Source organism: Pseudomonas sp. (assembly GCF_030684895.1).
GTDB lineage: Bacteria > Pseudomonadota > Gammaproteobacteria > Pseudomonadales > Pseudomonadaceae > Aquipseudomonas.
In genome coordinates, this window is record NZ_JAUXXP010000034.1 from 28,796 (window position 1) to 48,104 (window position 19,309).

16 protein-coding genes are annotated in these 19,309 nt (G+C 61.1%); 2 read left to right on the forward strand and 14 right to left on the reverse strand.

The annotated features are described in order from the left end of the window. Positions 1-209: 209 nt before the first annotated feature. Positions 210-1,715 (reverse strand): transporter substrate-binding domain-containing protein, encoded by a 1,506-nt coding sequence (locus tag Q8M42_RS06685; protein ID WP_370692707.1) that lies wholly within the window; start codon positions 1,713-1,715, stop codon positions 210-212. Between the two features lie 154 nt (positions 1,716-1,869). Between Q8M42_RS06685 and Q8M42_RS06690 the strand changes: the two genes are divergently transcribed. Further along, positions 1,870-2,547: a DUF4197 domain-containing protein gene (locus Q8M42_RS06690; protein WP_304866406.1), complete on the forward strand. Its 678-nt coding sequence runs from the start codon at positions 1,870-1,872 to the stop codon at positions 2,545-2,547. A gap of 312 nt (positions 2,548-2,859) precedes the next feature. Here Q8M42_RS06690 and Q8M42_RS06695 read toward each other — a convergent pair whose 3' ends face one another. The 6 genes from Q8M42_RS06695 to Q8M42_RS06720 form a co-directional block, all read right to left on the reverse strand. After that, positions 2,860-4,695 carry a Gldg family protein gene (locus tag Q8M42_RS06695; protein WP_304866409.1) on the reverse strand — a complete coding sequence of 612 codons (1,836 nt, stop codon included), beginning with the start codon at positions 4,693-4,695 and terminating at the stop codon, positions 2,860-2,862. An 8-nt stretch (positions 4,696-4,703) separates the two neighbouring features. Continuing rightward, on the reverse strand, positions 4,704-5,438 hold the full coding sequence (locus tag Q8M42_RS06700) for an ABC transporter permease subunit (RefSeq protein ID WP_304866412.1): 735 nt from the start codon (positions 5,436-5,438) through the stop codon (positions 4,704-4,706). Further along, positions 5,435-6,358, reverse strand: coding sequence for an ABC transporter ATP-binding protein (locus tag Q8M42_RS06705; RefSeq protein ID WP_304866415.1), 924 nt, complete (start codon positions 6,356-6,358; stop codon positions 5,435-5,437). Before Q8M42_RS06705 ends, Q8M42_RS06700 begins: the two co-directional genes overlap by 4 nt. A gap of 267 nt (positions 6,359-6,625) precedes the next feature. Then, positions 6,626-7,795 (reverse strand): iron-containing alcohol dehydrogenase, encoded by a 1,170-nt coding sequence (locus tag Q8M42_RS06710; protein ID WP_304866419.1) that lies wholly within the window; start codon positions 7,793-7,795, stop codon positions 6,626-6,628. Between the two features lie 8 nt (positions 7,796-7,803). After that, positions 7,804-9,192, reverse strand: coding sequence for an aldehyde dehydrogenase family protein (locus tag Q8M42_RS06715; RefSeq protein WP_304866422.1), 1,389 nt, complete (start codon positions 9,190-9,192; stop codon positions 7,804-7,806). Between the two features lie 147 nt (positions 9,193-9,339). After that, entirely contained in the window at positions 9,340-10,713 is a 1,374-nt protein-coding gene (locus Q8M42_RS06720; protein WP_304866424.1) for a glutamine synthetase family protein, read from the reverse strand. 360 nt (positions 10,714-11,073) lie between these two features. On the opposite strand from Q8M42_RS06720, the gene Q8M42_RS06725 reads away from it, so the two are divergent. Continuing rightward, positions 11,074-11,886: a substrate-binding periplasmic protein gene (locus Q8M42_RS06725; RefSeq protein ID WP_370870340.1), complete on the forward strand. Its 813-nt coding sequence runs from the start codon at positions 11,074-11,076 to the stop codon at positions 11,884-11,886. A gap of 79 nt (positions 11,887-11,965) precedes the next feature. Here Q8M42_RS06725 and Q8M42_RS06730 read toward each other — a convergent pair whose 3' ends face one another. The 7 genes from Q8M42_RS06730 to Q8M42_RS06760 all read right to left on the reverse strand — a co-directional run bounded on the left by Q8M42_RS06730 (position 11,966) and on the right by Q8M42_RS06760 (position 19,021). Beyond that, positions 11,966-13,015: a TRAP transporter substrate-binding protein gene (locus Q8M42_RS06730; protein WP_304866427.1), complete on the reverse strand. Its 1,050-nt coding sequence runs from the start codon at positions 13,013-13,015 to the stop codon at positions 11,966-11,968. 209 nt (positions 13,016-13,224) lie between these two features. Beyond that, the gene (locus Q8M42_RS06735) at positions 13,225-14,550 is read right to left on the reverse strand and encodes a TRAP transporter large permease subunit (protein WP_304866430.1); all 1,326 of its coding nucleotides are present in this window, start codon (positions 14,548-14,550) and stop codon (positions 13,225-13,227) included. Then, entirely contained in the window at positions 14,550-15,056 is a 507-nt protein-coding gene (locus tag Q8M42_RS06740) for a TRAP transporter small permease subunit (protein WP_160088289.1), read from the reverse strand. Before Q8M42_RS06740 ends, Q8M42_RS06735 begins: the two co-directional genes overlap by 1 nt. 166 nt (positions 15,057-15,222) lie before the next feature. Beyond that, the gene (locus Q8M42_RS06745) at positions 15,223-16,170 is read right to left on the reverse strand and encodes an alpha/beta fold hydrolase (RefSeq protein ID WP_304866437.1); all 948 of its coding nucleotides are present in this window, start codon (positions 16,168-16,170) and stop codon (positions 15,223-15,225) included. A 326-nt stretch (positions 16,171-16,496) separates the two neighbouring features. Then, positions 16,497-17,606, reverse strand: a complete 1,110-nt coding sequence (locus Q8M42_RS06750) for an NADH:flavin oxidoreductase (protein ID WP_304866440.1) — start codon at positions 17,604-17,606, stop codon at positions 16,497-16,499. 53 nt (positions 17,607-17,659) lie between these two features. Further along, the gene (locus Q8M42_RS06755; RefSeq protein WP_304866443.1) at positions 17,660-18,253 is read right to left on the reverse strand and encodes a TetR/AcrR family transcriptional regulator; all 594 of its coding nucleotides are present in this window, start codon (positions 18,251-18,253) and stop codon (positions 17,660-17,662) included. A 480-nt stretch (positions 18,254-18,733) separates the two neighbouring features. Then, complete coding sequence (locus Q8M42_RS06760) at positions 18,734-19,021, reverse strand: PA4642 family protein (RefSeq protein WP_160088297.1); 288 nt, start codon at positions 19,019-19,021, stop codon at positions 18,734-18,736. Between the last annotated feature and the right edge of the window lie 288 nt (positions 19,022-19,309).

The window sequence follows — 19,309 nt, forward strand, 5'->3', positions numbered from 1 at the left end:
ACTCCTGCTTGGAAAGGACGCTCAGAGGGACTACCAGAACTGCTTACGAACCGCTCCTAGTTCCACCAGCAAGATCAGGTACTGCAAATACGCCACTGCCTAAGCAATTTGCGTACGCGCGCTGAAGCTGAATACGTCAGACGCATGCAGTGAGTTATAGATGAATAAGCGCCGGGCCGTGGCGCTTAACTTCCAGCAAGGCCGCTCGGCTAGTGCTCAGCCTTGTGCGTCAGCACCCGGCGCGTACGGTTTTTCGCCTCGGCCAGTTTGTAGGCCACGTAGTACTTGTAGATATTGCCAACATAATCGACCGTCTCGCGGCCGACCACCCGCGCGGCCGAGTGTTCGACATTGCCGAACCAGACGTTCTGATCCAGCCCTGACTTCTCCGCCAGGCGGCGAAACTTGCGCAGGTTGCCGGGCCCGGCGTTGTAGGCGGCAAAGCTCAGCAGGGTCTTGTTCATCGGCGTCAGTTCGGGGTCGTCCAGGTACTTGTCGGCCAGCAGGCGCATGTACTTGCTGCCCGCCTCGATATTCTTGTCAGCACTCTTGTCGATACCCCTGATGCCCACCATCGGGTCTGCCGCCGTAGTCGGCAGCAACTGCATGATGCCCACCGCGCCACGAGGGCTGCGCGCCGCCTGATTGAGCTGCGACTCCTGATACCCCTGCGCCATCAGCATCAGATAGTCGAACTCATAGGTGCCGGCATGCTTCTCGAACAACCCGACCAGCTCATTGAATTTCTTCAGCTCCGCCTCGCTGGCGGCATTCAACACGCGCTTGCTGTTCTTCACATACTTGTTGCGCAGGCTGTTGCCAAACGCCGTACCGGCCTTGTGTTTGCTCACAAAAGCCGCCAGCTCCTGCTTGAGCAATGGGCTGCTCTTGCGGATCGCCCAGGCAAACTCCGCGCCTTCATGGATATAAAACTCATCATGAATCTGCAGCTTGCTATACAGCGGGCTCCAGGCCTCGGCGATATAGCGGTCGACCACAATGGCATTGAGCAGCCCAGCATTGAGCATTTCCAGCAGATCCTCGGACTCCAGGTTCTCATCCGCTGCGATGATCTTGATCGGCTTCAAGCCGCGCGCCTTGAACTGCCGGTTGATCGCGACCAGGTGCTCGAAATAACTGCTGGAGGCGCGCACCGTCACCTCCTGCCCGGCGAGATCCTCCAGCGTGCTCAGCGCGGCACTGGACGGCCCGGTAATCACCGCCTCACGGATATTGCTGGAGAACGGCGCGGCAAAATCCAAGGTTTGCAGCCGCCCCTCGGTAATCGTCAGGCCGCCGGCGGCGATATCGCCACCGCCGCTGAGCAACCTGGGCATCAGCTCATTGCGCGCCACCGGAATAAACATCACCTGCCAGCGCAGCGACTTCTGCGCATACGGATACCTGGCGTTAAGCCACGCCTCCAGCGCCCTGCCCAACTCATAGCTGATGCCCTGCTGGCGGCCGCGATCGACCATAAAGAAGGTCTTGCTGTACGGCACCAACACCCGCACCAAGCGGCGCTCGCGCATACCATCGAAGTCGCCGATCCAATCCTCCGGCACCGGCAGCACCAGGTTATCCACCTCGGCCTCTTCGGCCTCATTGAGCTGCGTCGACATCCAGTCAAACAAACTGGCCTGCGCCACAGGGCTGACCGCGCAGAGCCACAGCGCAGCCAGCACACACCCGCCCATCATCCGGTAACCACGCATGGCCGCTCTCCGCCTAAACCGTTGTCTCACCCTGCGGCTAAATACTGGCCCAGGCCCTGCAGCTGCGCCAGGCGAGTACCAATGCAGATTTGCCTCGGCGCGCCAGTCCGTTAAGCTCCAGCAACTGCCCCTCCATTGCACAAGGATGCCCACCATGCTTCGTTTGCTTTCCCTGGCCGCCGGCCTCGCCCTCTCCAGCAGCGCCTTCGCCCTGTCGCTGGCCGACCTCTCGCAAAGCGACGCCAGCGGCGGCCTCAAGGACGCCCTCACCCAAGGCGCCAAAGTGGCCGTGCAGCAACTGGGCAAACCCGGCGGCTTCAGCAACAACCCAAACGTGCGCATCGAACTGCCGGGCAACCTCGGCAAAGCCGCAAAGACCATGAAGATGATGGGCATGGGCGCGCAGGTTGATCAGCTCGAAGCGAGCATGAACAAAGCCGCCGAAGCCGCCGTACCGCAAGCCCAGGCGTTGCTGGTGGACTCGGTGAAGAAGATGACCGTGCAGGACGCCAAAAGCATCCTCGCCGGCCCGAACGATTCCGCCACCCAGTACCTGAACAAAACCAGCCGCGAACAGATCCGCGCCAAGTTCCTGCCCATCGTCAAACAAGCCACCGACCAGGTCGGCCTGGCCAAGCAATACAACAGCTTCGCCGGCCAAGCCGCGAGCTTCGGCGTGATCGACGCGAAAAGCGCGAATATCGAGAACTATGTGACTGAGCAGGCGCTGGACGGCCTGTTCACCATGATCGCCGAGCAGGAAGCCAGCATCCGCCAGAACCCTGCCGGTGCGGCGACCAGTTTGGCGAAGAAGGTGTTTGGGGCGTTGTAAGGCGCGCCAATTCAAACGCTTGATAGCGATTTCCCACTTAATCAGTAGCTAGGTGCTGGCACATCCAAAGGAATGGGGAAGATTGATGAAAAAGATGTTGCTGGCAATGGCCCAGGAACATTACCCCGAACTTCTTTGGGCCTTCACATAGCAATGCTGAAAGTAGCCCGAGAGATATCTGTAGGCGGCGCGCGTTAGCGGCGAGTTTTTAATCGTGTTATCGCGGCTTAAGCCCCCTCCCACATACTCCATCTCAAACAGCCAATAAAGCAAAGGGCCGCATCAAGCGGCCCTTTGCAGGTACAGGCGGGATCAGCCGTGCTTGCGCCGGCGCCACAGCCACAGCGCCAGCACGCCGAGGGTCAGCACCAGCGGCACCAGGGCGATATTGAGGAACTTGAGCGTGCGGCCCAGGGCCTCGATATCGGCATTCAGTTGATAGCGCACGTCGCGCAGTTCCTTGCGGATCGCCAGCTTCTGCTGCACAAACTGCTGCACTGCGGCCTGCTGCTCAGGCGTCAGCTCCAGGGCTTTGCTCGGGTCCTCGCTCTGCTGCAGGGCCGCGAGCTTCTGCTCGGTATCGGCCAGTTGCGTTTGCAGAGCCTGTTCCTTCTCGCGGAACTTGACCTCGGCCTCACGCTGTATGGCGTCCACCACCTCGAACGGACGGGTAAAGCGACCGCGCGAACGCACGCTGATCAGCGCTTCGGACCCGGCCAGGTTGTCCAGGGCGTTGATCGCAAAACCGGCGTTATCCGCCCAGGGCTGCGGGATGCGCTGGCCAAAGAAGTCCTGCACCTGTACCCACATGCGGTCGGTGAGCATGTCAGTGTCAGCCACGACGATCACGTTGATAGTGTCGGCCTGTTTGAGGCCATCTTTCTGCCCCTCAATGCCATCAGGGAAGGCCGACTGCGCCGGACCACTGATGCGCGCGGCCAGGGTGTAGCGCTCGCCGGTGGGTTGCAGTTCACGGATCAGCTCTTCCGGGTTGCTCAGCATGCCGAAGCGCTTGGCATCAAACGGCATGGCGTACTGCGAGCTGCGAATCAGCGGGGTGAAGGTGGTTTTCGCGCCTTCCAGCGGCTCCAGGATGCCAGCAGTGGCCACCGTCATAGTTTCCAGCGAGGCGGTACTGATGTCGTCCTTGTCCAACGCATTCTTCGGCAGGCTCAGCCAGGCAGCATGGCGCACCGGACGTTGCCCCTGGCCCATACCAACTGACATGGCATAGGAGCCATCACCGAGCACTTGATCCGGCACCATACGCAGGCCCCAGGCCTTAAACAGCTCTGGCAGGTCAGAGGCCTTGTCGACCACCATCTCACCAGGCATATCGGCTTGAGTATCGGCCTCGCTGAACGGGTCCACAAAGGTCAGCAGTTTGCCGCCGCGCAGGACGAACTGGTCGATGGCGTACAGGGTTTGCTCGGGCAACTGCTTGGGATGGATCAGCAGCAACACCGAGACTTTTTCCGGGATCAAATCAACGTCACGTTTGAGGCTTTCGATCTGGAACAGCTGACGAATTTCCTCGATCAGCATCCAGGCCGGGGTCGGCTGACGCGCCGCCATATCGAAGCCGCCGTTGACCTGCAGGCCAGACAGCACACCGACCACCGGACGCTCGGGCTTAGCCAGGCTTTGCACCAGGCGGCTGAGTTCGTATTCGAGGAACTCCTCCTGATCCAGAGCAAAAAACGGGATCACCTGAGTCAGACCTTCGGCATTCTTACCAGCCAGACCGAAGTAGATCGAGTCGCCGCCCTGCTGCAGTGGAATGCCCTGCAGGCCGAATTCGGCGGCTTTGTCTTCGTCCTCGGAGAACGGCGCGGGGTCGATGATATTCAGCTTGAGCTTGTCGCCCGCCTCACGCTGATAAGCCTTGAGCATTTCCTCGACGCGCTTGGCGTAAGTGCGCAGCGCTGGCAGATCCTTGGTTGCAGTGTCGGAGTAGAAGAAGTTCAGCTCCACCGGCTCATCCAGCTCGGCAAGAATCTGCTCGGTGCCGCTGGAGAGGGTGTAGAGCTTCTGCTCAGTCAGATCCAGCCGCACGCCGCTAAGGCTGACGCTGGAGAACAGGTTGAAGGCGAGAAACGCCAGGGCAATGAGTGCAAGCCCGGCGCTGGAAACCATCAGCTTTTTCATGGGCGGCCTCAGTCAGCTTTCTTCAGGTCGATAACCACCGCCGTCGCAGCCAACCAGGCGGCGATCAGGGTGAGGAAGTACAGCAGGTCGCGCAGGTCGATCACGCCCTTGCTGATCGCATCGAAGCGGGTCAGGAAGCTCAAGGACGCCACGGCATCCACCAGCCATTGCGGCGCCCAGCCACTGAAACCGTCGAGCACCATGGGGAAGCCGCTGACGATAAACAGGAAGCACACGCTGACCGACAGAATGAAGGCAATCACCTGGTTCTTCGCCAAGGCCGACATGCACGAGCCAATCGCCAGGTAAGCCCCCGCCAGCAGCCAGCTGCCGATATAGCCGGTGATAATCGCGCCGTTGTCCGGCTCACCCAGGTAGTTGACGGTGATGATCATCGGGAAGGTCAGCAGCAGCGCCAGGCCAGCAAAGGCCCAGGCGGCGAGGAACTTGCCGGTGACCGCATCGAAACGGGTGATCGGCAGGGTCATCAGCAGCTCGATGGTGCCGCTCTTGCGCTCCTCGGCCCACAGGCGCATGGCAATCGCCGGCACCAGAAACAGATACAACCAGGGGTGGAAGTTGAAGAACGGCGCGAGGTTGGCCTGGCCGCTCTCAAAAAAACCACCGAGGTAGAAGGTGAACACCCCGGACAGCACCAGAAAGATCAGGATAAATACGTAAGCCAGCGGCGTGGCGAAGTAGCTCGCCAGCTCGCGCTTGAAGATCACCGACAGCTTGGTCATACGCTCTCCCCCCGGGTCAGGCTGCGGAACACTTCGTCCAGCCGACCGCGTTCGACATTCAACTCCTTGACTTGCCAACCGCGCGCGGCGATCAGCGCATTGACCTGCGGGAAGATTACCTCACCCGGTTTGGCCAGGATGCTCAGGCTGTGTTCCAGGGCGTTTTCTTCCACCCCGGCAACGCCCGGTAAGGCCGCCAGTGCGGCCTGATCCAGCGGCTCTGCGGCGACCAAGGTGACCGCCTGGTGGTAGCGCGAACGGCTTTCCAGCTCCAGCGGCGTGCCATCGGCCAGCAACTTGCCGTGGGCGATCACCACCGCGCGGGTGCAAACCGCAGACACTTCTTCGAGGATGTGGGTGGAGATGATCACGATCTTGTCATAGGCCAAGCTCTGGATCAGCTTGCGAACCTGATGCTTCTGGTTGGGGTCGAGGCCGTCGGTGGGCTCGTCGAGGATCAGCACCTTGGGGTCATGCAGAATTGCCTGGGCCAGGCCGACGCGGCGTTTGAAACCCTTGGACAGGGTTTCGATGCTCTGCTCCAACACCGCCTCAAGCTCGACCTGAGCCACTGCCTTGGCGACCCGCTCGCGCTTTTCAACACCCTTAAACCCGCGCACCTCGGCAATAAATTCGAGGAAGCTGCGCACCGTCATATCGCCGTAGCACGGCGCGCCTTCGGGCAGATAGCCGATCTGCTGCTGCGCTTTGAGGGTGTCTTTCTGGATATCGAAACCGAGGATGCTGGCGCTGCCGGACGTCGGCGCGAGAAAGCCGGTGAGCATCTTCATGGTGGTGGATTTACCGGCGCCGTTGGGGCCGAGAAAACCGAGGACTTCGCCGGGCTGGACGCTGAAGGACAGGTCATCCACGGCTGTATGTTGCGCAAAACACTTGGTTAGGTTTTTTATTTCGATCATGGCCTCTCACCATTGCGGTAACAGGCCCTGCTTGCAGCCGCTGCTGACGCAAGCCGGGCGCTAAAGTGCCGGCGGACTATAAGGAGTCACGCGCGGGCAGCGCAAGCGAAGAACCGGCGGGTCATGTATCTGTTCGCTACAACGCAGCCAGGCCTTGGTCACCCCAAGCAACCAAGGCCTGCCAGATCGAAAACTACAGCTCTGTAGCCCGGATGAAATCCGGGAAAATCCATCCCCCTGGATTGCATCCAGGCTACGACTGGCTGCTTAGAGGGTGCCGCGCAGGGCTTTCTCGAACAACTGACTGTATTGCGCAGCGGTAAAGGCAATCGGGTTGGTGCCGGCTGAGGGGTCGACCTCGGCCATCTGCCCGACCTGCTCGATGCGCGTGTCATCAATACCGATCTCGCCCAGGCTGTGCGGGATGCCGACCTGTTCACGCAGCGCCATTACCCACTCCAGCACACCAGTGAAACCAGGCTTGGCCAGGTTCAGGTAGCGCGCCATTTTCTCCATCTGCGGTTCGATGCGCTCACGGTTGGCGACCAGCACATAGGGCATCAGCACCGCGTTGAGCAGGCCGTGGTGGGCGTCGTACAGCGCGCCCAGCGGATGGGCCAGGGCATGCATGGCGCCGAGACCGCGCTGAAATGCCGTCGCGCCCATGCTCGACGCCACCAGCATCTGCAGACGCGCCTCAACATCCGTACCTTGCGCCACGGCACGCGGTAGGTACTGCTGCACCAGACGCATACCTTCCAGGGCGATACCTTCGGCCATGGGGTGAAACAGCGGAGAACAAAAGGCTTCCAGGTTATGCGACAGCGCGTCCATCCCAGTGGCGGCGGTGATCTTGGCCGGCAAGCCAAGTGTTAGCTCCGGATCAAGAATCACCAAGGCTGGCAGCATGCGTGCGTGAAAGATGATGCGTTTGATATGCACCGCATCATCGGTGATCACCGAGGCGCGACCGACCTCCGAACCGGTTCCGGCCGTGGTTGGCACCGCCACCACCGGCGCCATGCCAGCGACATTAACGCGCTCGCAGTTGTCGCCGATGTCCTCGAAATCCCACAGCGGCCGATTCTGCCCGACCATCAGGGCGATGGCCTTGCCGGCATCCAGCGCCGAGCCACCGCCAAAGGCGATAACACCGTCATGCCCGCCGGCTTTAAATGCGGCGACCCCATCCATCACGTTCTGCCCAGTGGGGTTGCCCTTGATGCCGCTAAACAACCCAGCCTTGAGGCCATCATCACGGCAGTGCAACAGCGCGCGGTCGATCATCGGCAAGGCAGCCAGGCCAGGATCGGTGACCAGCAGCGGCGCGCTCATGCCCAGTTGCCGGCAAGCCGCAGGCAATTCGCTGATACGGCCAACGCCGACGCGCACCGAGGTCGGGTAATTCCAGTTCATGCGGTAGTAATTCAGGTCCATGGCGCGCCTCACAGCTGAGTCTTGAAGTGGAAGGATTTCGGCCGGGTCACGTGCTCGAAGCCGACGCTGGACAGGGTGCAGCCGCGCCCGGAGTTCTTCACCCCAGTCCAGGCCAATGCCGGGTCGAGGTAATCACAGCGGTTGAGAAACACCGTGCCTGCCTGGACTCGGTCGGCCAGGGCCATGGCCGCGTCGACATCACGGCTGAAAATCGCGGCAGTCAGGCCGAACTCGCTGTCGTTCATCAGCGCCAGGGCTTCTTCGTCATCCTTGACCTTCTGGATGCCCACCACCGGGCCGAAGGATTCCTCAGTCATCACCCGCATGCCGTGGTGCACATTGGTCAGCACCTGCGGCGCCAGGTACTGTGAGCCGGGATGGTCCAAGGCAAAGTCGGCCGGCACCAGATGCGCGGTGGCGCCCTGCTCGATCGCGTCGTGGATCTGCCCACGGACGAAATCCGCCGCCTCGGCACGCACCAGTGGACCGAGGGTGGTGTCCGGATCATCGGAGCGGCCCAGCTTGTATTGTTTAACCAGCGCCACCGCCTGCTCGACGAAGGTGTCATACAGCGATTCGTGCACATAGATGCGCTCAATGCCGCAGCAGGATTGCCCGGAGTTGAAGAACGCCCCATCAATGGTGGTTTCCACCGCATGGGCCAGGTCAGCGTCGGCCCGCACATAGGCCGGGTCCTTGCCGCCCAGCTCCAGGCCGATGCTGAGAAAGCGCCCCACCGCTACCCGTTCGACCATGGTGCCGCCCGGCACCGAACCGGTGAACGCGACGTGGGCAATGGTCGGTGCCTGAATCAACGCCTCGGTCTCGCCGTGACTCAGGTGCAGATACTGGAATACCCCATCCGGCAAGCCGGCTTCGCTGAAGGCTTCGACCATACGCTCGGCGCACAGCGGGGTTTGCGCTGAATGCTTGAGCAGCACCGCATTGCCGGCCAGCAGCGCCGGCATCACCGCATTGACGGCCGTCAGATAGGGGTAATTCCAGGGGGCGATCACCAGCGCCACGCCCAAAGGCTCGCGGCGGATAAAACGGATAAAGCCGGGTTTTTCCGGCACCTGGATATCGGCCAGGGCCTGTTCGGCGATATCGGCCATATAGCTGGCGCGCTCGACAAAGCCGCGCACTTCGCCTGCGGCATAGCGGATCGGCCGGCCCATCATCCAGCACAGCTCTTCGGCCAGTTGAGTTTCCTTGGCGGCGAAGGCGGCAATCGCCTTGCGTCCAATGGCGATGCGCTCGGCCAGCGGGGTGTTCTTCCAGGCCTGCTGCGCCAGCTCGGCCTTGACCAGCGCCACCTGAATTTCCGGATTGGAGGCCAGATGGCGTTCGACATACACCGAGCCATCGATGGGTGAAATGCATTGCAGTTTGCTCATAACAGGCTCCATAGGTGGACGCGTAGTCCACGCGATACATCGCGGGGCGCGCTCGGCCCCCTCGCCCCTACGGGGAGAGGGCTGGGGAGAGGGGAAACCGTCACCCCCTCCCCCGGCCCCTCCCCCGCCAGCGGTAGAGGGGAGCGATCAGATAATTTCGAAGTAGCGATCCAGTTCCCAGTCGCTGACATGCCGGCGGTATTCGCGCTCTTCCCACTCGCGGCTGGCGGCGAAGTGCTCGACAAACTCATCGCCAAACAACTCGCGCGCCGCCGTCGAGGCCTTCAGCCGTTGCGCGGCATCCCATAGGGTGCGCGGCAGAGCCAACTCCTCGGGGTGCTTCATCGCGTAGGCATTACCCACCACCGGCTCGGTCGGTTCCCACTGTTGCATCACGCCATACAGACCAGAGCCGAGGGCCACCGACAGGGCCAGAAACGGATTGCCATCGGCTGCACCCAGGCGATATTCCTGGCGTTGGGATTTGTCGCTGCCGGGAATTACCCGCAGCGCAGCGGTACGGTTTTCCACGCCCCAGGTGGCATCGGTGGGCGCCCAGAAGCCGGGAATCAGCCGGCGGTAGCTGTTCAGCGTTGGCGCCACCATGCAGAGAAACTCCGGCATCAGACGCTGCTGGCCGGCGAGGAAGTGGCGCTGAATCTTGCTCATATTGTGCGCCTGGCTGGGGTCGTAGAACGCCGACTTGCCGCTGGCCAAATCGCGCAGGGACACATGGATATGCCCGCTCTGCCCGGGATACTTGCCCGACCACTTGGCCATAAAGGTGGCCATCAGACCGTTGCGCTGGGCCAGCACCTTCATAAAGGTTTTGAACAGCGCACCCTTGTCGGCGGCATCTGCGGCGCGGTCATAGGCGATGGCCGCCTCCAACACGCCTGGGCCGGTTTCGGTGTGCAGGCCCTCAATGGGAAAGTCCATGCGTTCGGCCATTTCGAGAATCTCGTGGTACAGCTCGGCGTGTACTGAGTTGCGAATCATCGAGTAGCCGAACCAGTCCGGCGTAAACGGTTTGAGGTTGCGAAAACCCTTTTCACGGGCCGACTCCGGGGTTTCATCGAACATGAAGAATTCATATTCCAGCGCCGCAAAGGCATCAAAACCCATGGCCTTGCAGCGCTCGATCACCCGGCGCAGGGTGCCACGCGGGCAGACCTTCTCGGCTGCCTCGGCAAACTCGCAGATAAACAGCAGCATGCCGTTCTCGAAGGGCAAATCGCGACAGGTATGCGGCAGCACCCGCACCGGCGCGTCCGGGTAGCCGGTGTGCCAACCGGTGTATTGAGCATTGTCGTAGAGCTGGTCTTTCACATCCCAGCCGAGCACCACATCGCAGAAGGCAAAGCCGCTGTCGAGGGCAGAGAAGAACTTGCTGCGGCTGAGGTATTTGCCGCGCATCACCCCATCGTTATCAAACACCCCAACCTTGATGTGGCTGAGGCCCCGTTCCTCGACAATGCGCTTGGCATCCAGAACGGTTTTCACGTCTCGCGGATTGAGCATAAATGCACCTGTCTCTTGTTGTTTTGACTGTCGTTATGGCCGACATCCGGGGGTAACAACAGAGTCTCAAGCGCATCCCCACAATCCCTACACAACGCGCCCTGACTACCACCCAACGCCTGTTAGAACAGCCGGCAGAAAGCCTGTTCAGTGTGGTACAGGATTTCCGAATTGGCTGAGCGATTGCACAAAACAACCGTTGGCGGCGCGCTCAGTGGCGGATAGCGCTTTACACCTGAGCCGTAGAGTCATTAGATGGCAAAGCCGTGTCATCCACTGTAAAGCGTCAGGCGCACGCCTCAGTTAAAGTCTGGCGGCATAAGTCGATGAAACTGCTCAAGGGTTCATGCCGGAGGTTGTTTGAAGTTGATGTTCAGCCGTACGCCAGCGCGCAGCCAGACGCGCCATAAAACTCTTGCGACGGCCGTACTGGTGCTGGGATTGAGCCTGACGGGCTTGCTCGCCCCCACAACCTGCCTAGCGCGTGACTGGCTGATCTATACCCACAGCCTGGACAGCCAGGCCGAGCTGATCGACGGCCAGTTACGCGGACGCGAACATGCCGGCAAGCGGGCGTTCTTTCTGGAGCTGGTGCGCGAGCTGCTGGCCGATATGGCCGAGCCGCTGCCGATCCAGGAAGTGCCCTTGGCGCGCGGTCTGGCGCAACTGCAACAGCGTGACGATGTCGTGCTCTTCAACCTCGGCAAAACCCCGGAGCGCCTGCCGCTAGCACACTGGGTCGGGCCCATCTGGGAAGAGACGGACTGGCTCTACGAAAACACCCTGCACCCCACCGGTATCCAGAGCCTGCACGACGCCAAGAGCTTGCCAGTGTGCGTGCTCAACAGCAGCTCCCATGACGAACGCCTGACGGCGTTGGGGTTCTCGCAGCTAAAGCGCAACAACGCTTACAGCACCTGCTTCGGCATGCTCGCAGCCGGCCGGATCGCGCTGGTTGCCTCGGCTGACTCAGGGCTGGCGCAGAGGCTGCGCGAGGCTGGCGTCACGGCCGACAAGGTACGCCCAAGCGCCGTGCAACTGGGCCGTGATGAAGGCTTTATCGCCCTGTCACGCAGCATGCCGGAGCAGGACATCGCGCGCTGGCGCGCTGCTTTACAGCGCGTGCAGCAGGATGGTCGCTTCCAGGCCCTACAGAATCGCTACGCGCACTGACTGAGCCGCCTGCCCGCCGCGCAAAAAAATACGCCCGCACCTTGCGGCGCGGGCGTGGTTTTGCAGCAGATCGACGCGATCAACGATAGGGCGCGCCAGCCTTGGCCATCAGGGCGTTGTACTTCTTGAAGATCTTCACCACGCGGGCGCAGCGTGGGCTGGTTTTGGCGATTTCATCCCAGAACTTCAGCGCCTCGGCTTCCACCGTGGCCCACTCTTCGGCCGGGATGGAGGTCAGTTGCAGCTTGCCGCCTTCGACCCGCAGTTGCGCCTCGCCGCCCCAATACCAGTGCTGGCGGTAGTAGTTGGAGCTGTCCATGCACAGTTTGAACAGGGTTTTCAGGTGCTCGGGCACCTCGGCCCACTTGTCCGAGTTGGCGAAGTAGGAGCCACACCAGGCGCCGGAGATGTTGTTGGTAAGGAAGTACTTGGTCACGTTGGCCCAACCGACGGTGTAGTCCTCGGTGATGCCGGACCAGGCAATACCGTCCAGCTCGCCGGTCTGCATGGCCACCTCGACATCTTCCCAGGGCAGGGTTACCGGGATCACGCCGAAACGGGTGAGGAACTTACCGGCCGTGGGAAAAGTGAAGATGCGCTTGCCCTTGAGGTGTTCAAGCTTGGTGATCGGCTCCACCGTGGCGAAGTGGCACGGGTCCCAGGCGCCAGCGCCGAGCCAGGTTACGCCTTTGACTTCGCCATAGGCTTCGGCCCAAATTTCATTGAGCCCGTACTGGTTGAACAACACCGGAATATCCAGGCTGTAGCGCGTGGCAAAGGGGAAGTAGCCGCCAAACACCGAGATATCCACGGGCGCGGCGATGGAGTCGTCATCGCTTTGCACCGCATCGATGGTGCCCTTCTGCATGGCACGGAACAGCTCGCCGGTGGGCACCAGCTGGTCGGCGTAATACAGCTGGATTTCCATCTCGCCATTGGCGGCCTTGTTGAAGGCGTCGATGGACGGTTTGATCACATGCTCGCCCAGGGCCGCGCCGGCATAGGTCTGCAGGCGCCAGACGATTTTCTTCGGCTCGGCGGCGTAGATATGCGCCGGGCCTAGTGCCGTTGCCCCTGCTGCCCCGGTGGCCACCGCGGCGGTTTTCAGAAAACTGCGTCTCGTACTCATGCTGTTATCTCCAGGCTTGTCGATTCAGATGGCATACAACCGCACTGCCTGGCCCACGGGGCACTGGCAGGGTTTTCAGAGGGGCAACCTGCACCTGATTGCGACAAAGCCCTTGAGGATTGCGTACGGCATAAGCGGCACATGCCGCAGCAATCCTCACTGGCTTCTATAGGTGCGACTGCGCTGGCCTACTGCTGAAATTCATGTGCTCACCTGCCGTAATGCCACTGTGGCAACCACAGGGCGATCTGCGGGAAGACCATGACCAGCACCAACGCCAGCACCATGATCAGCACGAATGGGGTAACCGACACATAGATGTCGCGCAGCGAGACTTCCGGCGGAGCCATGGCGCGCATCAGAAACAGGTTGTAGCCGAAGGGCGGGGTCATATAGGCGATCTGGCAGGTGATGGTGTAGAGCACGCCATACCAGACCAGGTCGAAGCCCAGCGCACCGACCAGCGGAATATAGAGGGGGGCGACGATCACCAGCATGGCGGTGTCATCGAGGAACATGCCCATGATGATGAACGACAGCTGCATCAGGATCAGCACCTGCCAAGGCCCCAGCCCGAGGCTTTCGAGGAAGAATGCCTCAATCGCCTTGACCGCACCGAGGCCATCAAACACCGCGCCGAAGCACAGTGCAGCGAGGATGATCCACATAAACATGCAGCTGATGCCAAGGGTCTTGCGCAGGGTTTCTTCCATCACGCGGCGGGTCAAACGGCCCTTGACCAACGCCATCAGGGTGGCTGCCGCTGCGCCCACCGCCGAGCTTTCCACCAGGCTGGTGATGCCCATCAGAAACAGCCCGGTCATGCAGAAGAAGATAAACAGCGGCGCAATGCCGGCCTTGAGCAGCAGCAGTTTCTCGCGTCGGCTGATCTGCCCGCGCTCCTCCGCGGATAAAGCCGGCCCCAGCTCGGGCTGCAAGCGGCAACGCACGGCGATATAGAGGATAAACAGCCCAGCCATCAGCAGACCGGGAAACACCCCGGCCAACCACAGCTGGCCGACCGGCTGGCGGGCGATCATGCCGTACAGCACCAGCACCACGCTCGGCGGAATCAGAATGCCCAGCGAGCTACCGGCCTGGATCACCCCGGTGACCATGATCTTGTCGTAACCACGGCGCAGTAATTCAGGCAGCGCGATGCTGGCACCGATGGCCATGCCGGCCACGCTCAGGCCATTCATCGCCGAGATCGCCACCATCAGGCCGATGGTGCCGATGGCCAGGCCACCATTGAGCGGCCCCATCCAGACGTGGAACATCTTGTAGAGGTCTTCAGCCAGCCCTGATTCGGAGAGCATGTAACCCATAAATACGAACAGCGGCAGGGTCAGCAGCGGGTACCACTTCATCAGTTTCATGGCCGCACTGAAGGCCATTTCCGAACCACCATCGCCCCACAACAGCAGGGCCGCCGCCACTGCGACAAAACCAATCGCGCCAAATACCCGTTTGCCGGTAAGCAGCAGCAACATCATCGAGGAGAACATCAGCAGGGCTATCAGCTCGTAATCCATTACAGCGTTTCCCCCCGCGCGGCGGCGATGTCCTTGAACAGGGTGGCGATGGCCTGCAGCAGCATCAGGGCGATGCCGATGCACATGATGATCTTGATCGGCGCCATTTTCGGCGACCAGGCCGAGTAGCTGGTTTCGTTGTACTCAAGGGCGTACTGGGTCGAGGAAATACCGCCGTAGAGCAGGAACACCAGGTAGAAAATCAGAAAGCCGATGGTGATTGCATCGATGATCGCGCGGGCCCGTGGCGACCAGCGGCTGTAAAACAGATCCATGCGCACATGGGCATCGAGCTGCATGGAATAGGCGCCGCCAAGCAGGAAGTAGGCGACCATCAGAAACTGCGCCGACTCCAGCGTCCAAGCGGCCGGCATAAAGAAGGTCTTGCTGATTGAGGAGTACAGCAGCACGCCGAGAATGGCGAAGATCAGGTACATGGCGAAGCGCCCGACAACGCGGTTGAGCGCCTCCACTGCGTGCACAAACAGCCTGATGGCCTTGGGCATACTGCACCTGCCGAATAATTGTTATTCCGAGAGCCTAGACCAAGATTGGCCAAAGCCAATCAGCGCAAAGTGCGTTAGCACAAAGCACGCCAGCTCTTTTGCGCAGGTAATCTCTCTCGAAATATCAGCAGCTTAGTGCGCAGCAAAAAACCGCCCTAAACCCCGGCTAGCCCTCTAGAAAGCCCATCAGCACCGCCACGGTGCGCGCGGGGTCCTCTTCTTGGGGCACATGGCCGAGGTCGTCGAACAACACCAGACGGCTGCCCTTGATGTCGCGCTTGAAGCGTTCGGCGTTGACCGGCGGAATCAACTCATCGCGGCCGCCCCAGATAATCAGCGTCGGCACCTTGAGTTCGGCGATACGCGTGTAGCTCTGCCCCGCTTCGGCCTGGATAAAACGCTGACGCAAGGCTTCGCGGTTGCCGGCGCGCAGGGTCAGCTCGTAGTAGCGATCAACCAGTTCATCGCTGACCTTGTCAGGGTCGCCGTAGACGTTGCGGATGCTTGCCTCGATCATCTGCCGGGGCAGCAGGTTGGCCATCAGCGGCGCCAGCGCGGGCATCTGCGCCAGACGAAAACCGATGGGCATGGAGGTGGCGTTGCGCGGATAACCGGCGGCATCCACCAGCACCAGCCGTTCAACCCGTTGCGGATAATCCAGGGCAAATTGCCAGGCCAGCTGTCCGCCAAAACTGTTGCCCGCCAGCACCGCACGCGGCACCTGCAACTGGTCCAGCACATGACCGAGGAAAGCGCTGTAGTGGGCCATGCGGTAATCGCCATCGGGGAATGGCCCGGTCAGGCCGAAGCCCGGTAGATCGAGGCTGATCACCCGACGTTTAGTCTGCAACGCCGCCACCCAGCCTTCCCACGTGTGCAGGCTGGCCGAGGTGCCGTGCAGCAGCACAATCGGCGCGGGGTCATCGCGCCGGCCCTGATCACGCAAGTGCACCAGCATGCCGTCGATGGCCAGAAACTCTGAGGGCGGCAAGGCCCAGCGCGGCTTGAGGTCGGCCAGAGAGCGATCAGGCGCCCAGTTCCAGGCGACCGCTGCGGCCAGACTAATCAGCAACAGCAGGACAAGGGATACGGCGATCTGCACAACACGTTTCATAGTCGGTACCTGGTGGCGGGGCACTGGCAATACTAGTCAACGACTCGCAGCTTGCCTGTGACCGTCACGCACCAACCGGTTGTAGGAGCGGCCCATGGCCGCGATAAGGGCTTCGCGGGCATGGAACTAGGCGCCCCCCGCGCCTACAAGCAGGCCGATATGCAGACGAAAAAAAGCCCCGATGTGCCGGGGCTTGAGGAGTGTTGCGCCGTTTTGCGGCGCACACGATAAAACGGGTATTTAGAACCTGTTTCGGATCTCGCGAGCTAGAGCGAGCCTGTTTTTAACGCCGTATCGCCGACGCGCAGCAGATTCGAGATAGGTTCTCAGACCAGGCTGGTCAGAGCATCACGACTAAACGGCAGAATGTCCTGCTCGCGGCCATCGCGTACTTTTACCGCCCAATCCGGATCAACCAGCAGCGCGCGGCCTACGGCAACCAGGTCGAACTCCTGCTTATTCAGGCGCTCCAGCAGGTTTTCCAGGCTGGCTGGCTGAGCCACCTTGTCGGTGTTGACCATAAACTGCAGGAACTCGCCGTCCAGGCCAACGCTGCCGACGGTGATCGTTGGCTTGCCAGTCAGCTTGCGCGTCCAGCCAGCCAGGTTCAGCTCGGAACCGTCGAATTCCGGCTCCCAGAAACGGCGAGTCGAGCAGTGAAAAATATCCACACCGGCTTCAGACAGCGGCTTGAGGAAGGCTTCCAGCGCTTCCGGGGTTTCCACCAGGCGGGCGCTGTAGTCCTGCTGCTTCCACTGCGAGAAGCGGAAGATGATTGGGAATTCCGGGCCCACTGCGGCGCGTACGGCCTGGATCAGTTCGATGGCAAAGCGCGAGCGCTGCGCCAGGTCACCGCCGTATTCGTCGGTGCGCTGATTGCTGCCGGCCCAGAAGAACTGGTCGACCAGATAGCCGTGGGCACCGTGAATTTCCACGCCGTCCATGCCGATGGCTTTGGCATCTTTGGCGGCTTGGGCGAAAGCGGCGATCACTTCCTTGATGTCGTCCTGGGTCATGCCGTGAACTACGACATTGCCTTCCTTGATTTTCTCGCTCGGGCCATAGCCAGGGACGCTGGCGTCCGGCTCAGTGCCCAGCTTGCGCACATTGCCCACGTGCCACAGCTGCGGAACGATCTTGCCGCCTTCGGCGTGCACGGCCTCGACCACTTTTTTCCAGCCGGCCAGGGCATCTTCACCGTAGAAACGTGGCACGTTCGGGTAACCGTTGGATGCCTTGTGACCGACAGTGGTGCCTTCGGTGACGATCAAGCCAACGCCGGCTGCAGCGCGGCGACGGTAGTACTCGATGACCTTGCTGTTGGGTACGCCGCCCGGGGAGAAGGAACGGGTCATCGGTGCCATAACCACACGGGTCGGCAGCTCCAGGTTGCCCAGGCTAAAGGGTTGGAACAGCGCTTTAACGGGATCGGTCATCATCATTCCTCGGGGCGGCCAGAGCGCCGCAACTGGTTAAAGGGAGTTTGGGATCAGGCCTGCAACAGCAGCTGCAGGCGTTGGATAAAGTCAGTCAGGGCGCGGGTGTTGTTCGCCACCTTGAGCCGGGTCAGCGCGCCTTGCCAGGCGTTGGCGATAAAGCTCGCCAGGTTGCGGCAATCTTCATAGGCGGGTAGTTCACCTGCCGCCTGCGCCTGCTCCAGACAGCTCTGCAGGGTGTCCGCCGAGGCTTGCAGAATCGCATCGACCTGCGCGCCCAGAGTCGGTGACAGCTCGGCCATCTCGAAACTCAGGCTGCCAATAAAACAGTGGTATTCCAGACGTTCCTGGCGAGCGAAGTGCTCCACCAGCTCGGCGTAATAACCGAGGATGCGCTCGCGCGGGCTTAGCGCCGAATTGTTCAGGGCTTCGGCATAACGCGCCAGGCGCGGTTGGTAGACCTGTTGCAGGGCCTGCAGGGCGAAATCTTCCTTGCTGGCGAAGTAGTGGTAGAAGGAGCCTTTCGGCACCCCCGCCGCCTGGACGATTTCCTGCACGCCAGCGCCGTGATAACCACGACGGGTCATCACCTCGGCGCCTTTGGCGAGGATCAGGTCACGCTTGTCGAGTCGAATGCTGGAGTTCATACCGGCAAGAATATGACCGGTCGTCTCGCTTCGCCCAGCACTATTGATCTGCGTGATTATCAGTAAGAAGTAGAGCGGGTAATTGCCTGAGCAGGGCTGGCGACCATACGATTTCGCGGGCATGGAACTAGGCGTCCCCGCCGCTTCTACAGATATCAGAGTCGTAGGAGCGGGCCATGCCCGCGATCTCTTGCAGGCTCAAAAGCATCGCGGGCAAGCCCGCTCCTACTGGAAACCGAGTTGCCTGGCTGAGTCCGTAGCCCGGATGAAATCCGGGAAATGCTCATTTGCGCAGAACTCCCCCGGATTACATCCGGGCTACGGGTATGGCATGAGCACAGATCGCGGAAGGGCTGGCTTTGCTTGTGTAAGCGGGCTTGCCCGCGATAGCTGTGGAGCTACAACAGAATGGAGCGCAGCGTTCTGCATGGGACAAACCGCGAAGCCAGGCCAGATAAAACGGCCTGGCGGAGGGTTGAATCAGCCGCGAGCGGCTTTGATCACGTCGATATAGGGCTCGGCAAAACGTTGATCCTGGATCAGCGCGATAAAGTCATTGCCCTGGGCATCCTTGGCATTCAGGTCGTAGCCGGCGGCAACGAAGAAGCCGACAAAGCGCTCGAAATCGTCGATACGCAGGCCACGGTAGGCCTTGACCAGCTTGTGCAGCGACGGCGGCGTGGCATCGGCCGGTTCTACGCTGAGGAACAGCTTGATCGGCTCGTCACCAATCTCTTCGCCAATCACCTGTTTCTTGTCTTTACGCATCGTTCACTCCAGCTAACCAGGCCACACGGGGCCGGCAGTGTACCTCCGGGGTGGGCAACGGCTCAACGGATGCAACTCAGCCGACTCTTCTAACACGCGCCACGCATGGGTAACAGCCGACTTAGGTCAACACAGCCCACCACTCCCCGCCCTTATACTGCGGCCAGCCTTAGGGTCTGTTCTCGCTTCGTCGCGAGCCGCGTTGCTGCGCAAAATCTCGCCAGGCTAGGCGGAGGACGCAGGTAATGGTCGCCCCCTTGCCAAGTCCTCCAACACCGCATGGCGAGA

What these genes read in the sequence shown, in the direction of transcription:
- Q8M42_RS06720 (WP_304866424.1), bottom strand. Translation starts at nt 10,713, where the DNA reads ATGCTCAATCCGCGAGACGTGAAAACCGTTCTGGATGCCAAGCGCATT.
- Q8M42_RS06750 (WP_304866440.1), bottom strand. Translation starts at nt 17,606, where the DNA reads ATGACCGATCCCGTTAAAGCGCTGTTCCAACCCTTTAGCCTGGGCAAC.
- Q8M42_RS06695 (WP_304866409.1), bottom strand. Translation starts at nt 4,695, where the DNA reads ATGAAAAAGCTGATGGTTTCCAGCGCCGGGCTTGCACTCATTGCCCTG.
- Q8M42_RS06745 (WP_304866437.1), bottom strand. Translation starts at nt 16,170, where the DNA reads ATGAAACGTGTTGTGCAGATCGCCGTATCCCTTGTCCTGCTGTTGCTG.
- Q8M42_RS06700 (WP_304866412.1), bottom strand. Translation starts at nt 5,438, where the DNA reads ATGACCAAGCTGTCGGTGATCTTCAAGCGCGAGCTGGCGAGCTACTTC.
- Q8M42_RS06690 (WP_304866406.1), top strand. Translation starts at nt 1,870, where the DNA reads ATGCTTCGTTTGCTTTCCCTGGCCGCCGGCCTCGCCCTCTCCAGCAGC.
- Q8M42_RS06755 (WP_304866443.1), bottom strand. Translation starts at nt 18,253, where the DNA reads ATGAACTCCAGCATTCGACTCGACAAGCGTGACCTGATCCTCGCCAAA.
- Q8M42_RS06760 (WP_160088297.1), bottom strand. Translation starts at nt 19,021, where the DNA reads ATGCGTAAAGACAAGAAACAGGTGATTGGCGAAGAGATTGGTGACGAG.
- Q8M42_RS06740 (WP_160088289.1), bottom strand. Translation starts at nt 15,056, where the DNA reads ATGCCCAAGGCCATCAGGCTGTTTGTGCACGCAGTGGAGGCGCTCAAC.
- Q8M42_RS06705 (WP_304866415.1), bottom strand. Translation starts at nt 6,358, where the DNA reads ATGATCGAAATAAAAAACCTAACCAAGTGTTTTGCGCAACATACAGCC.
- Q8M42_RS06735 (WP_304866430.1), bottom strand. Translation starts at nt 14,550, where the DNA reads ATGGATTACGAGCTGATAGCCCTGCTGATGTTCTCCTCGATGATGTTG.
- Q8M42_RS06685 (WP_370692707.1), bottom strand. Translation starts at nt 1,715, where the DNA reads ATGCGTGGTTACCGGATGATGGGCGGGTGTGTGCTGGCTGCGCTGTGG.
- Q8M42_RS06710 (WP_304866419.1), bottom strand. Translation starts at nt 7,795, where the DNA reads ATGGACCTGAATTACTACCGCATGAACTGGAATTACCCGACCTCGGTG.
- Q8M42_RS06715 (WP_304866422.1), bottom strand. Translation starts at nt 9,192, where the DNA reads ATGAGCAAACTGCAATGCATTTCACCCATCGATGGCTCGGTGTATGTC.
- Q8M42_RS06730 (WP_304866427.1), bottom strand. Translation starts at nt 13,015, where the DNA reads ATGAGTACGAGACGCAGTTTTCTGAAAACCGCCGCGGTGGCCACCGGG.